Source organism: Lacticaseibacillus pantheris DSM 15945 = JCM 12539 = NBRC 106106 (assembly GCF_001311175.1).
In the GTDB taxonomy this organism is placed as follows: domain Bacteria; phylum Bacillota; class Bacilli; order Lactobacillales; family Lactobacillaceae; genus Lacticaseibacillus; species Lacticaseibacillus pantheris.
Genome location: NZ_BBAI01000014.1, coordinates 45,524 through 58,613 on the forward strand (window position 1 = coordinate 45,524; position 13,090 = coordinate 58,613).

Consider the following 13,090-nt stretch of genomic DNA (forward strand, 5'->3'; position numbering starts at 1 on the left):
GCCATTGGCGGTAGAATGGTGTCAGTGATTCGCCGTACCAAGAGACGGTCAACGAAATCCCGGAGCTATTCGGGGCAGGAAAGGAAGCTTTTGATTTATGACAAAGCCACAGACTAAAGTAGAGAGTTTTGAGTTGGACCATACGGCCGTAAAGGCACCATACGTGCGCCTGATTACGGTGGAAACGGGGAGCAAAGGCGACCAGATCAGTAACTTTGACCTGCGTCTAGTTCAGCCAAACGCGAACGCCATTCCGACGGCCGGCCTGCACACCATCGAGCACCTCCTGGCTGGCTTGCTGCGGGACCGCATGGACGGTGTGATTGACTGCTCGCCGTTCGGCTGCCGCACCGGCTTCCACCTGATTACCTGGGGCCAGCACACAACCACTGAGGTGGTACAGGCGCTGAAGGGTTCCCTGGAACAAATTGCAAACGACATCAAGTGGGAAGATGTACCCGGTACGGATATTAAGAGCTGTGGTAACTATCGCGATCACAGTCTGTTCTCCGCAAAGGAATGGTCCAAGAAGATTTTGGCCGAAGGTATCTCTGACGACCCGTTTGAACGGAACGTCATTTAATGTCTACATTTTGAGGGCAAAGCCGGTGCGTAAATATGACGGACCGGCTTTTTCTTTGCGCTTAATTAGTCTGGTGCAGGCCCGTCAAAATAGGGCTACTGGAAACTAATGGTCAGCCCACAAGATAAATGACGATTTTGTGCAAAAATTACACCAATTATGGGCAACAAGTGTTATCATTAGAGTTAACAAAGGCAACAGTCGTCCATTAAATGGTGGATGGCGTGGCGTACCACCCCCGCTCAATGGGATGATGCCCGGTGGATCAGGCACGTTGTGTTTTTCGCGTACCGCATTCACTATATAACACAGGCGAACGTTGGTTATCGCCGGATAAATTCGAGCCAGCACGGTGGGGGCCGTGAGTATACCAACGTCTGACTGCACGTCTTTGGGGAGTAGGTCACGGTAGAGATAGCTTGCTGTGATTGAAAGGATGACCAATATGAAGCGAGTAGACATGACTGGACGCACCTTTACGCGGCTGACGGTCCTAAGCTATGCCGGCAATGATTCCCACACGGGCAACGCACAGTGGCTTTGCCAATGTACGTGCGGCCGGCAAGTAGTGGTTGATGGTTACCGGTTACGCAAAGGCATGACCCGTAGCTGCGGCTGCTTGCGGTCCGAGACTGCGCGCGAAAGCATCATGCACAATGAAGCTACGCGGGCCCAAATGCAGACCAAAAACTGCACTGAGGATATCCGTCTCGGGATTATGATGACGCGCCGCCGTAGTAATCGTAGTGGGGTAGTCGGGGTTTGTTACGACAAGAAAACTGACATGTGGGTTGCGCGCATGATGTACAAAGGCCGGTTGGTGCTGAACCAGCGGTCTAAAGATTTTAACGTAGCACGCCGGGCACGCTTGGCGGCGGAGACAGAATACCTTGGACGCACACAGGGTGAAAGCCTAGAGCAGGCTATTGGTTAACTGCGGTGGGTACAGATGGTTCTATCAGTAAAGCACATAAAAGACCGGTTGTGACACTACCGTTGGTGGTGTGATGACTGGTTTTTACTTTGACCAACAGTGTGTGATCAAGGATAGTGACGGATGCGCAATTGCGGATGTTTTTTTTAGCGATTTTTGTATAGGGCGGGCAAATGCGTGGTTATGGGCTTCTTTGGCCGCGTTAATGTTATTTGGTCGTAACATAGGCCGGGAAGTGGTGGAAAACACGGGCTGACCGTGGCATAATTAGTTCAAGGTAGTGAACCAGTCTGGGGGGATTGGGCATTGCTGGTTGTTAGTCGGTTGTTTTGGCGGAGCTTGGGGGCTGCGTCGGCCGCAAGGTAATGATAGTAATAACAAACGGGAGTGAGTTTATTGACAAGGATTGATTTAACTGGGCAGCAGTTTGGGCGTTTAACCGTGCTCGAATATGCTAGCCGTAACCCATTGAATGGTAACGCAAACTGGCTGTGCCGCTGCGAATGCGGTAACGAGGTGGTGGTCGATGGCTACCGCCTACGTAAAGGCCAGACGCAAAGTTGTGGTTGCTACCGCGCGGAAGTATCGCGCAAAAACATCATGACGCAGGAAAAGACCCGCGCACAGATGGTTAAGCACCACATCAGTGAGAAGGCGCACGTGGATGGCATGACCGTTTTGCGTAGCACTAATAGCAGTGGCGTGGTCGGCGTCAGCTTTGATAAGCAGTCGTCCAAGTGGGTTGCCCGGATGATGTATGAAGGGCACCTCGTGTTGAACCATCAGTTCCATAGCTTTGAGGCTGCTTGTGGTGCCCGATTCGCGGCGGAAGAGCGGTACATTGGCTCCGAAAAGCTGAACAAGGCACGCCAGGCACAAATGGTGAAGATGGCACGGCGGCAAACCCGCTCGTTGCGGACTAACCAAGCAGTCGCTGTGGGTAAGTAATTTAACAATAAAACGCAAAAGGTGTGGCGAAATTTTCGCCACACCTTTTTACATTCACTACCGACGCCCGGCGGCACCACCGTTGACTGCCACCATGAGGAAGGCAATGCCAACGGCCACCGCGATGAGCCCAAAGCCCGCGTTGAGAAACCCCAGCGCAATGAAGTTGGTGAGTCCCGCCACGATTTGGTAGATGCCTACCACCATCAGGCACAGTCCTAGCAGTCCGAGCGTGATGAAAGCCCACGCGTGCATGTTCATTTTTAGTCACCCCACATGAAGACCCGCGTTGCGCAACTAGATAGGCGTATATCTTTGCTTGACTGCAAAGAATGCGCTTTCAACCATCCGTTTTTCATTCTAACGCAATCAGTTAGGGGAGTGCAACTAATTAAGGCCACGTGTGGCATTAGTCACGCGTACTATTGCATGCCAGCAACGAAGCGTGCCGTAATTTCCTTAGGGCGAGTGATGGCACCGCCAACGACTACGGTTAGGGCCCCGGCTGCCAGCATTTGCTTGGCCTGTTCGGGTTGCTGGACGTGACCTTCAGCAATTGTGGGGATGCCCGCATTCGCTAGCCGCCGAACGAGGTCGAACGGTGGAACCGGGGTGCCTTTGCTGGCAGCCGTGTAGCCGCACAGCGTGGTACCAACGTAATCAACACCCGCATCGTGAGCGGCCACGCCTTCCGCGTAGGTGGCGATGTCGGCCATCAGGAGTTGATCCGGATACTTTGCCTTGATAGCGTGCACAAAGTCGATGACGGACTGGCCGTCGTGCCGGGGGCGGTCCGTACAGTCGAGTGCAATCACTGCGACGTTGGTTGCCATTAACTCGTCAACTTCGCGCATGGTGGCGGTGATGTACGGTTCTTCCGGCGGGTAATCGCGTTTAATGATGCCGATAATGGGCAAGTCTACTTCGGCCTGAATCTCCCGAATGTCCCGCACCGTGTTGGCCCGGATACCTGCGGCGCCACCCTGTTGCGCTGCCCGGGCGAGTAACGGCATGACGCCACCCGCTGGCGTGTATAACGGCTCGTCCGGCAGTGCCTGACACGAAACGATGAGGCGGCCACCAACAGCCGCGTTAAAATCTGCAAATTTCACGTTTGAATACCTCCGTCTGCTGGTCTGGGTGACCGCTGCTAACGGTCCAGACCAATTATGATACCTCCAGCATACCTAATATAGCGGTTACAGTAAACCCTTACAGAGCGAAATGTGTGGGGGCCGGCAGCGTTGGTTGGGCCGGGGAGCTACGGCTTACGTGGGGCGCTCCATGGTTACCACTACTAGCTGAAAGTGTGGGAGGTGTAAGCCCACCCGCGGGTTCCCGATAGTTCGTCGGCTAAGACCTCAAACTTCCTGATACGATGATTGTGTTTTTTTTCCAGTTGAACTAGTGACCGGTATAGTTCTCACTATTCTCGTCAGTACGGTTACAGTGCTGTCATTGGTGCTCTGCCATCCGAAATTTGGCTGTGATAGGGCTATGTAAACATAACTGGGAGTAACTTCTGTAGGATGACGGTGATGGGTGTAGGTCAACCCATTCCTAAATTTGTTTGCAAGTATGGTTATGACCGGTCAAGGTGCTACGTGGTGCGGAGACACTCGAACCGGAGTGGCGACCACTGTTTGAGGATTCGCCGTTAGTAGCGGTCCATAAGTTCGCAGCACTCCACGGCACCATAGCCACCCATAGCCGCCACCTAGGCCAATGTCGAATTTTGCGTAAATTGCAACATAGATTCCCGGTTTTTGCCAGCGAGCCAAAATAATTGTGGAACTAAAGCGCGTAGTGTCGGGCTGCACTGGTTAGTGGCACTAGCTTAATTGATGGCGGGCAGTTACGCTATATTTGTACCTGCTTTCCCCCAATAAGGCAGGTGACCCCTAATCCCCAATAGCGTCGTGTGCTGCCGCGGTACACGACGTTTTGTTTGGGGTGAGGGTTAGCCAGTTGCGTGAGAAAACGAAGTTCGCTGAATAACGGGGTGTAATAGGTGCAAGTCTGGAAAGTTAGTGTCATAATGAAACCATTAGAAAATGTATGAGGACCGGTACAACCGCCAATGACGCGCTATACATACTTTGCTCAACCCATCGAGAATATCGCCACGAAGCGCGTAATATTGTACGAATTGCTGTTACGCGAGTGGGACGAGGAACGTTCCGCGTGGCGTATTCCGTCCAACTTTGAGCTTGCGCCGAGCGTTGTGGTGCAATTACTTGATGAGGCGGTGAGCCAGCTGGATAATCATCACGTGTCGGTGAACCTAACGCGGGCCCAGTTTAACGACGTTCACATGATGGAGCAACTCAGCGAATTCGTCAGGACAAAGTTGGCCCCGCGACAGTTAACCGTGGAGTTGGTCGATAGCCCGGACCTAGAGGTGCTCCAAACCATGAGCGCTGGTTACCGTAGTGCGGGTATTCTCCTCGCAATTGACGATGTGGGTTCTGACAACCAATTTCAGGAAATTGAGGACCTGCTACCCTACGTCAATACCATTAAGTTTGCGCTACAGAATATGCGCAAATACGGCGAACGGCCATCGGAAGAGAGTATCGCCGCACTGAAATTTTGGTTCGATCAAGCGGAGAAGCAACAGATGCTGTTCACCTTTGAGGGTATCGAGAACTCCGAGGACGTGGAGTTAGCCCACCGCTTCCACATTACGCGAGGGCAGGGGTATTACTTTTCCCGCCCGCACGAGCCGCGTGATTTTCACGAATAATTAACGGCCGTGGTTATCCCTGTTAGCAGGATGACCACGGCCGTTTTTCTACGTATACGGTTACTTACTGTTATTAACCTTCTTGATGGTAATTTGCTTCTTCGTGACGCCCTGCTCGTAGAAGAGGTTAGCGATGGCCTGCTCTTCCTTGATTTCGGCCGTGGTGACGGCTCCATGGCGTAACTACGGCGATTGACCATCTTGGCAACGATGGTTCGTTTCAGCTTGAGGGCCTTTACCATGAGCGTAATGAGTTTGGATTTGTGACCGTTGGCCCAATCCATCTCCTCGCCCAGGTACTTCACGACCAGCTTATTCACGTCGGTATGCTCCTGCGCGTAGGAGCTGGAAATGAGGTAGTCACGGTTGTTCACGTCCAGCTTGGCGCCGTTCACAATCATGTTTGCGCCGTAATTAACTTCGGCCTGCGCGGTGTAAGGATCCCAGTTGGCCCACGCAGCAATTTTTCCTTTGGCAAAGGCGACGGAGGCCGCAGACTGGGCCATGTCCTTCAGCTTAACGTCGTTCGTGGAGAGACCGGCCTGCTTGATGGCTTTGAGCACCATGTATTGTGAGCTAGTGTTAGACGTGTACGCAATGGTTTTGCCCTTGAGTTGCTTAATGTTCGTAATGCCCGATTTTTTTGCCGACCACAATTCCGCTACCGTTGGCCTTAGAGGAACCCGCTGCAACCAAGGTGATGGTATGACCTTGAGCGATGGCGGAAACAGGTGGCGTGTCACCAACGCGGGCGTAATCGATGGTGCCCGAACTCATGGCCTCCATTTCGGCGGCACCGTTCTGGAATTCTTTAAAGACGACCTTATACCCGGCGGCCTTCATGTTCTTCTTGAATTTGCCGTGAATCCGCGCGACGTCAACGGGGTCTCCAGCCTGGTACCCGATGGTGATGGTTTCCAGCGTGCCGCTTTTACCATCGCTCCTGGTGAGTGTCCAGCCCCAAAAGGCAAAGCCGATGACGAACAGTAAGAACGCCGTCATGAACGTGCGGTGCCAAATTTTTTTGCATAAATTATACCCTCATTTATAACTACTGGAGTTGCTGTTATTAATTGATTATATCAATACCGCGCATAACCGCATAGCATCACGCTCCAGCGAGTGGTTGGCCGTCGCTGATGAGCACTCCCGCCACCGTGATGGAATTGCGGCCGTTACGCTTGGAGTTGTACAGGTACTGGTCCGCGCGCCTGTATGCCTCTAGGTAGTTGCGGTCGGTGGTATCGGACCGGTCCTGGCCGAGCGAGACGGTGATGCTGAACGGTCCCTGGTCGCTGTCAAAGGTGAGGGCGCACAGATGGTCGTGAATGGACTGGCATATGGCGCAAGCTTCTTGAAGTCTGGATGGGGGCCCGTGATAAGGAAGCTAAACTCCTCGCCGCCGGTGCGATACACTTGCGCCGGAAATTCGATGGTTTTGGTCAGGCGTTGTAGTTCTGCCGCGACGGTTTGGAGGACCCGGTTGCCCACCAAGTGACCATAGCGATCGTTCACCTCTTTGAAGTGGTCCACATCGAGCGCGTAGACCGCGTAGTATGTGCCACTTTGCTGACACTCATCGTAGGCGGCCAGCAGGTCCTCGTTGAAGACACGGAAGTTGTGCACTTTGGTCAACTCGTCGATCCGCGCGTCATGCAGGAGGCGTTGTTGACGGCGGCGGGAAGCATCCATGCGGGTTTGCAGCAGCCAAATGACGATGAACAGGACAATGCTGGTTGCCCATTGCCACAGCCAACCGACGTTAATGCCGCCAAGGGACATGTAGTTGGTGGCAAAGAACGGTAGGTCAAAGGCGATGGCAAAGGGAAAGTAGTACCACGCGCGGCGGTTGATAGTGGGGCTATACCATTGGGCGGCGGCGACGAGCACCATGCTGGCGGCATAGTAAACCAGCCAATTGGATGTGTGCGGAATCCACCAGAACCAGATTAGTAGGAGGACCACAATACTGGTGAAGATGGCGGGACGGCGAGAACGTAGTAGCGCGTACAGGACGGTCGCAATTTGGAAGTTGATGTACGTCCAGCCAAAGCCGACGCCGTTATGGGACTGGATGATGGAAATGACGGAGGCGGTGTGGAAGAGTACCAAAAAGGCGGTGGTCAGGCCGACCATGTAGAGGTCTAGTATGTACCTTTGCCGTTCCGATTGGTTGGGCCGGTATTGGCGATTCGTCAGCCAGTTATAGACGAACACGTAGCCGACGAGTACCAAACTGTTGGTAATAAAGGTCACAAAGCGACCAGCTAGTTCCACCATGGATGATTCCCCCAAAAATCTTTAATGCCGTGGTTACTTCTAATAGGAATTGTATCATCTTTCCGACATCCATAACTATTTTGTTTGACGGTGGTGGTCTGCTGTCCGGCCTCGGAGTGTGGGGTTACTCCACCAAGTGGGCGGGGCATCGGCGACCGCTACTAGGGCGAAACCTCCAACCCGCCAAATGCGGGCGGGTTTCCGGTGCGATTCAGAGCTACCCGGAAGCCCACCGGCCAGTCTCTGAATTCGTCGCGCAGTACGCCGACTCCGTCGACTACTGCGGCAAGCCCCCGGTAGCGGTCGCCGATGCCCCACCCACTTGGCTACATAACCCCGCACCCCGGGGCCGGGCAGCAGACCGGCAATAACCGTCAACAAGATAGTTGTCCTGCATAATTTGTACTTCTATATTCAGACAAAACCTAAGCCAACTATCGGTAATCATCACTGATGTAATGATTACTAATGGTCAAGCCCTACTGTATGCTTCTGGTAATTGCTAGTCGTGCTGAGATGTTTTGGGGGATGGGTTATGCGATACAAACGGATGGCATTATACTTTTTAGGCTACTTACCTCTATATTTCGCTGTGCGTTACGGACCCATTCCGCCCAACGAGCCTAGCTTTGAGGCCCTAGCGTTTATTGGCGTGCAGGGGCATATGCATTCTACATGCTGTTTGATCAAGCGTGGCGTGGGCGTTGGGTCAGGATGTGTTTCCTTTCACTGTGCGCCTGGGTGTTCGGCCTAAATTTCGTGACGGCGTATTGGCGTAGTTACGAAGCTACTAAAATAGCAACAGTGGTGGCATTCGTCATGCTGGTCATATTGACTGCACGAGCTTACTGGTTGGTTGTCAGCCGGGAAAGAGCCGAAGTGGCGGGGAAACACTAATCCGGGCTCGAGCTGTGTTAAATGTGTGTACTCTGTTGGTATGTATTGAGTTGATTAGCAGGGACCGTAACGGTGGTTGTCTGGAACCGGGGGTGTGGGGTTGTGTAGTCAGGTGGGTGGGGAGTAGTGACCGCTACCGAGGGCTTGCCGCAGTACGAACCGCAGGTGACGTACTGCGCGACGAGTTCGGAAACTGACCGGCGGGTTTTCGGGCAGGTTCCGAATCGCGGCGGAAACACGCCCGTACTTGGCGGGTTGGAGCCTTCGCCCCAGAAGCGGTCACTACTCCCCGCCAGCCTGACGGAGCAACCCCACACCCCCGGTCCCAGTCAACCAAAACCAAACCACAATGGCCGCGCCTCCCAACAAGCGGGAAGCGCGGCCATCTTTGCGTGCTAGTTGTTATTCACTTTGATGGTCACCTGCTTCTTGGTGATGCCTTCATCATAGAACAGGTCTGCGATACTTTGTTCTTCCTTGAGTTCCGTGGTGGTAACAGACCCCAGACTGTAGCTACGGCGATCAACCATCTTTTTCACGATGGTTTTGCTCAGGCTGAGTTCCTTGGCCATCATCGTCACCAGCTGTGATTTGTGGTTGTTAGCCCAAGCCATATCCTGGCCAAGGTACTTGACCAGTAGCTTGGAAACCGTCTTGTGCTGGTTAGCGTACGAACCGGAAATCAGGAAGTCACGGTTGTTGACGTCAAGGGTGGCTCCGTTAATCAACATTTTGGCGTCATACTTCACCTGGGCTTGTGCGGTGTACGGGTCCCAGTTGGCCCACGCGTCAATCTTGCCCTTAGCAAAGGCGACCCCGGCGTCGGCCTGGCTCATGTCCTTCAGCGTTACGTCGCTAGTGGACAAGCCGGCCTTTTGTAGCACCTTCAGAATCATGTATTGCGAACTGGTGTTGCTCGTGTAGGCGATGGTTTTACCCTTCAGGTCGGACAGACTGTTAATACCCGAGTTTTTGCCCACCAGTAAGCCGCTACCGTTGGCTTTGGACGAACCGGCGGCCACCAGGGTAATCTTTGTGCCCTGGGCGATGGACGTAATCGGTGGCGTATCACCCACACGTGCATAATCAATGGAGCCAGACTTCATGGCCTGCATTTCTGCAGCCCCGTTCTGGAACTCCTTGAAGACCACTTTGTAACCCTTGGCCTTCATCTTCTTCTTCAACTCCCCACGCGCCTTGGCTATGGAGATAGGGTCACCTGCTTGGTAACCAATGGTGACGGTTTGTAGCGAGTCACTGCTACTGCTGTTGTCGCTCGTTGAAGTCTTGTACCCCCAGATGGCAAATACTACAACCACGACCAGAAAGACGCCCCACAGGACGCGCTTCCAGGTATGCTTTTGCATGTTCATTTCCTCCAATTACGATGAATAATAACAACGTGGTGCGGAACGAATCGTGGATAACGTTAATTCTGTTGGTGCGGGCACCACCTCCCCAAGTGGTTTGCAATTAATATGTACAGTCACGCGTAACCGGTACGCGTGCTGAAGCGTGCTACTGAACGCCGGGGTGGCTTGGTGTCGCCAGTGCTTCCAGTTGGGCCGCCAATTTGGGCCGCATAATCTTGCCGGTCGGGTTCTTTGGAAAGCTATCCACAAAGTAGATTTGGGTGGGCCGCTCGAACTTAGCTAGGTGCGCCGCCGTGTAGTTGAGAATGGCCTGGCGGTGTTGCTCGTGCACCGCGGGGTCGTCGCTGCCGTCGTTAATGGCAGCCGCTACGGCCTGACCGTACACCGCGTCTTTGACTCCGACTACCGCACAGGCGCGGACAAAGTCGAGGTCGTACAGCGTGTTCTCGACTTTGGTCGGGCTGACCTTCTCGCCGCCCCGGTTGATGACGTACTTGGCGCGGCCCTCGAGCCACAGGTAGCCATCGGTATCAAAGTAGCCGAGGTCGCCGGTGAGCAGCCAGCCGTCCATGAATTCGTCAGGTTTGCGGTCCAGGTAATCCGTAATGACGTGGTCGCCGTGAATAACAATCTGACCGTGAACGCCGGCTGCGGTTGTGAAGTGGTCACCCTCCACGATGGCCACGTCGGTTTTGTATGGCTTGCCAGCGGAGCCCATCTTAACGGCACCGATGGGGTTAAGCGTGCACTGGCTCGTGGCCTCGGTCATCCCGTAACCTTCCAGGATGGGCACGTTAAACTTGTCGACAAAGGCCTGGTGGCGGTTCACCGTCAGCATGGCGGACGCACAGCGCACAAACCGGAGCTTGTGTTCCGGACGGTAAGCACGGAGCGCGTTCTCATTTTGCAAGAGAATGGTGACGATAGTTGGCACGACGGACGTCCAGGTCACGTCGTTATTCAAGACTTCCGGCCAAAAGCTGCGGGCGGAAAACTTGGGCGCGACGACAATCCGCCCATCAGACAGGAACGTCGACAGCATGATGACTTCCTGTGCGTTAATGTGGAACATCGGCATCACGATCAACACGGTGTCAGCCCGTGTCATCTGGTGACTTTCCAGGTCGTTGTGCGCGGCTTTCCACATCATGTAGTGGTTCAGCCCCACCCGCTTAGGCTTGCCGGTTGTGCCGGAGGTGTTGAGAATCATACCCAAAGTCGTGTCGGTGGGTGCCTCCTGGCTGGCCGGCACGGTGTGGTGGACGTTACGAATCAGCACGAGGTCGGGGAACATCCGCAGATCGGTAATGTGCGTCGCGGCGGCACCAGGCGCACCTTTGAATGCCCCAGCGGTCCGGGTCGAGAAGCACGGCAGCGTATTGGGCCTCCTCAAAGTCGTTGACCAACTCCGCGTGGCCCGTAGTCGGCGCGACGGGGTGGGCGGTGGCGCCCATCTGCCAGAGCGCGTGGTTAATGGGCACGTAGACGGGCGAGTTGTCGAGGCTCATGAACACCACGTCGTCACGACCGACGTTGGCGGCGCGCAGGGCGGTGGTCAGGATGGCGATGTCGTGCTGCAGGTCTTGCCCGGTGAACCAGGTGTCGGTGACCTCATCCTTGACGATGGCGCGGTCCAGGTTGGCCTGGAGGTGACTGGCAAGTTCGTTGGTTAAATTAGTCATTGGCGGTAGCCTCTTTTCCAAAAAGCTTACGGTAGGTTTGTTTAAACGAGAAGTTTGGGCGCCCAATCAGGATGCCAAACGGTGGTACTTTGTAGCAGAAGTACGACAGCAGCCAGGTGCTCCCGAGGGCAAAGATGTATGCGAACGGAATGGCGGCGATGAGTTCCCAATCCGACAGTTTCAGCACGTCGAGGATTCCCGCTAGGCGGTCAGGGCGACCGTTTGCAGGAGGTAGACGCCGAAGCTGATCTTGGAGGAGAGACCGACAAAGTTGCTAAACCACTGCCAGCTTGGCCGTATACGTCGTTTTGCGTACTCCAGCGACAGCATGAACGTTGTCACCACCATGAAACTGGAGTAAACGCCCAGGTACGGCTGGTGAATCAGTTCGACGTAGTGGCGGCTGAGTTTCAGGATGAACATGTTGAAGTAGAAGAGCCCAAAGGTGCCCACGGCCAGAACGGCGGTGATGCTGTAGATCCACTTTGCGTGACTTTGTAGGAAGGCGACCACCGTCTTGTAGTGGATGGCCGTGAACGCGCCGGCGATGAAGTAAAACTGGTAGGAACCGATGAAGTTACCGTAGTTGGCGAACATGTACGGCCAACCGGCGTGGCTCACGTTGGGGAAGACGTACTTGGTCCAAAACAGGAAGGCGAGTTGCACCGTCCCGGATAGGATTAGCAGAATCATGTGGTTGCGGAGCGAGCCCAACTTGTGGAAGAACCACACCAGAATCGGGAAGATGAGGTAGAGTTGGAACATGACCAGTAAGTAATACATATAAAATTGGTTGGCGTGCAGGACGGCGTCAATCCACTGGTGGAACCAGGTGCCGGGGGTCATGGCGGCACCCGTTACCCATGCGGTTCCTAATATGAACACACCGTTCCAGAACAGGTAGGGGATGCCGGATCCCTTGTAGCGCTTGTACCAAAACTGTGGCCAGTTGCGGTTCTTGTTGTAATGACCCAGAAATAGTACCAGTCCGCTGACGAACATAAAGCCCATCCGGGTAAAGTGCAGGATTAAGTGGGTGCCCAACATGATGTACCATGGCGCTGATTCGGCCGTCATGGGTGTTGTCACCGCACTCGTTGCGTGGTTCGCCAGAACCCCGAAAATAAAGATGACACGCATCAGGTCCACCTCGTACAGGTAGACCCGTTTTTTTCTTCTTCTGGGGCTGGCTGGTTGATTGTACCGCTGAATTCGCCACCTCAATACCTCCCAAAGTTACTGATTTAAGTTGTTTGACGCAGCCGGTACGTGCAGGTGTGTGTGACCAGCTGGTTGGGTGTTTCAAAGTTGCGGAGTACCGTCGTGACGGCCGTTACGACCGCAGATAGTAGTCCAACAATTATCAATTATATATTCTATTCTGAAAATGTGGCGAAACTTTGACCTTCATCCGAAAAAAAACGGGTTGTGCGGTTCGAACATGCGGGCGGGGGTTGCGGCTTACGCGCCCTGCGCCGTGATTGCTACGGTAGTGGTGTGGCGGCAGCGTCGGTCGACCCGGTGAGCTGCGGCTTTCGTGGGGCACTCCGCGGTAACCACAGCTAGGGCGAAGGCTCCAACCCGCCAAGTGCGGGCGGGTTTCCGCCGCGATTCCAAGCCCGTCCGGAAACCCACCGGCCGGTCTAG

The 13,090-nt window shown here is 54.3% G+C and carries 14 protein-coding genes and 1 pseudogene; 4 read left to right on the top strand and 11 right to left on the bottom strand.

Annotated elements, in window-relative coordinates; translation table 11 throughout:
* The first annotated feature begins 97 nt into the window (after positions 1 to 97).
* The 3 genes from JCM12539_RS06230 (at position 98) to JCM12539_RS06245 (ending at position 2,465) form a co-directional block, all read left to right on the top strand.
* Positions 98 to 583, top strand: a complete 486-nt coding sequence (locus JCM12539_RS06230; protein WP_054650072.1) for an S-ribosylhomocysteine lyase — start codon at positions 98 to 100, stop codon at positions 581 to 583.
* A 445-nt stretch (positions 584 to 1,028) separates the two neighbouring features.
* Positions 1,029 to 1,517, top strand: coding sequence for an AP2 domain-containing protein (locus JCM12539_RS06235; protein WP_054650074.1), 489 nt, complete (start codon positions 1,029 to 1,031; stop codon positions 1,515 to 1,517).
* 396 nt (positions 1,518 to 1,913) lie between these two features.
* A complete protein-coding gene (locus tag JCM12539_RS06245) occupies positions 1,914 to 2,465 on the top strand; it encodes an alcohol dehydrogenase (RefSeq protein WP_225350264.1) in 552 nt (183 codons plus the stop codon).
* Between the two features lie 57 nt (positions 2,466 to 2,522).
* Here the strand turns inward: JCM12539_RS06245 and JCM12539_RS06250 are convergent, their stop codons facing one another.
* Together JCM12539_RS06250 and JCM12539_RS06255 are read right to left on the bottom strand one after the other, a co-directional pair.
* Positions 2,523 to 2,726, bottom strand: a complete 204-nt coding sequence (locus tag JCM12539_RS06250) for a hypothetical protein (RefSeq protein WP_054650078.1) — start codon at positions 2,724 to 2,726, stop codon at positions 2,523 to 2,525.
* Positions 2,727 to 2,887: 161 nt separating this feature from the next.
* Positions 2,888 to 3,577 (bottom strand): N-acetylmannosamine-6-phosphate 2-epimerase, encoded by a 690-nt coding sequence (locus JCM12539_RS06255; protein ID WP_054650080.1) that lies wholly within the window; start codon positions 3,575 to 3,577, stop codon positions 2,888 to 2,890.
* 968 nt (positions 3,578 to 4,545) lie between these two features.
* On the opposite strand from JCM12539_RS06255, the gene JCM12539_RS06260 reads away from it, so the two are divergent.
* Positions 4,546 to 5,211: an EAL domain-containing protein gene (locus JCM12539_RS06260; RefSeq protein ID WP_054650082.1), complete on the top strand. Its 666-nt coding sequence runs from the start codon at positions 4,546 to 4,548 to the stop codon at positions 5,209 to 5,211.
* Positions 5,212 to 5,271: 60 nt separating this feature from the next.
* Here the strand turns inward: JCM12539_RS06260 and JCM12539_RS15130 are convergent.
* The 9 genes and pseudogenes from JCM12539_RS15130 to JCM12539_RS13995 all read right to left on the bottom strand — a co-directional run.
* A pseudogene (locus JCM12539_RS15130) lies at positions 5,272 to 6,213 on the bottom strand (aliphatic sulfonate ABC transporter substrate-binding protein).
* Positions 6,214 to 6,319: 106 nt separating this feature from the next.
* Positions 6,320 to 6,529, bottom strand: a complete 210-nt coding sequence (locus JCM12539_RS15135) for a hypothetical protein (RefSeq protein WP_369396075.1) — start codon at positions 6,527 to 6,529, stop codon at positions 6,320 to 6,322.
* Positions 6,433 to 7,491 carry a GGDEF domain-containing protein gene (locus JCM12539_RS14645; protein ID WP_054650084.1) on the bottom strand — a complete coding sequence of 353 codons (1,059 nt, stop codon included), beginning with the start codon at positions 7,489 to 7,491 and terminating at the stop codon, positions 6,433 to 6,435. The genes JCM12539_RS15135 and JCM12539_RS14645 overlap by 97 nt, the downstream gene beginning before the upstream one ends.
* A 1,292-nt stretch (positions 7,492 to 8,783) precedes the next feature.
* Positions 8,784 to 9,761, bottom strand: a complete 978-nt coding sequence (locus JCM12539_RS06280) for an aliphatic sulfonate ABC transporter substrate-binding protein (RefSeq protein WP_054650087.1) — start codon at positions 9,759 to 9,761, stop codon at positions 8,784 to 8,786.
* Positions 9,762 to 9,906: 145 nt separating this feature from the next.
* Positions 9,907 to 11,040 (bottom strand): AMP-binding protein, encoded by a 1,134-nt coding sequence (locus JCM12539_RS06285; protein ID WP_225350267.1) that lies wholly within the window; start codon positions 11,038 to 11,040, stop codon positions 9,907 to 9,909.
* Positions 11,027 to 11,443 carry an AMP-binding protein gene (locus JCM12539_RS13985; protein ID WP_225350268.1) on the bottom strand — a complete coding sequence of 139 codons (417 nt, stop codon included), beginning with the start codon at positions 11,441 to 11,443 and terminating at the stop codon, positions 11,027 to 11,029. The genes JCM12539_RS06285 and JCM12539_RS13985 overlap by 14 nt, the downstream gene beginning before the upstream one ends.
* On the bottom strand, positions 11,436 to 11,630 hold the full coding sequence (locus JCM12539_RS13990; protein ID WP_225350269.1) for a hypothetical protein: 195 nt from the start codon (positions 11,628 to 11,630) through the stop codon (positions 11,436 to 11,438). The genes JCM12539_RS13985 and JCM12539_RS13990 overlap by 8 nt, the downstream gene beginning before the upstream one ends.
* Positions 11,631 to 11,644: 14 nt before the next feature.
* Positions 11,645 to 12,667, bottom strand: a complete 1,023-nt coding sequence (locus JCM12539_RS06290; protein ID WP_225350270.1) for an acyltransferase family protein — start codon at positions 12,665 to 12,667, stop codon at positions 11,645 to 11,647.
* Positions 12,668 to 12,904: 237 nt separating this feature from the next.
* On the bottom strand, positions 12,905 to 13,090 hold a 186-nt coding region (locus JCM12539_RS13995; protein WP_225350271.1), incomplete at its 5' end, for a hypothetical protein.

Coding starts and splice junctions, on each gene's coding strand:
- JCM12539_RS06280 (WP_054650087.1), bottom strand. CDS start 9,761: ATGAACATGCAAAAGCATACCTGGAAGCGCGTCCTGTGGGGCGTCTTT.
- JCM12539_RS13985 (WP_225350268.1), bottom strand. CDS start 11,443: ATGACTAATTTAACCAACGAACTTGCCAGTCACCTCCAGGCCAACCTG.
- JCM12539_RS06230 (WP_054650072.1), top strand. CDS start 98: ATGACAAAGCCACAGACTAAAGTAGAGAGTTTTGAGTTGGACCATACG.
- JCM12539_RS14645 (WP_054650084.1), bottom strand. CDS start 7,491: ATGGTGGAACTAGCTGGTCGCTTTGTGACCTTTATTACCAACAGTTTG.
- JCM12539_RS06260 (WP_054650082.1), top strand. CDS start 4,546: ATGACGCGCTATACATACTTTGCTCAACCCATCGAGAATATCGCCACG.
- JCM12539_RS06250 (WP_054650078.1), bottom strand. CDS start 2,726: ATGAACATGCACGCGTGGGCTTTCATCACGCTCGGACTGCTAGGACTG.
- JCM12539_RS06235 (WP_054650074.1), top strand. CDS start 1,029: ATGAAGCGAGTAGACATGACTGGACGCACCTTTACGCGGCTGACGGTC.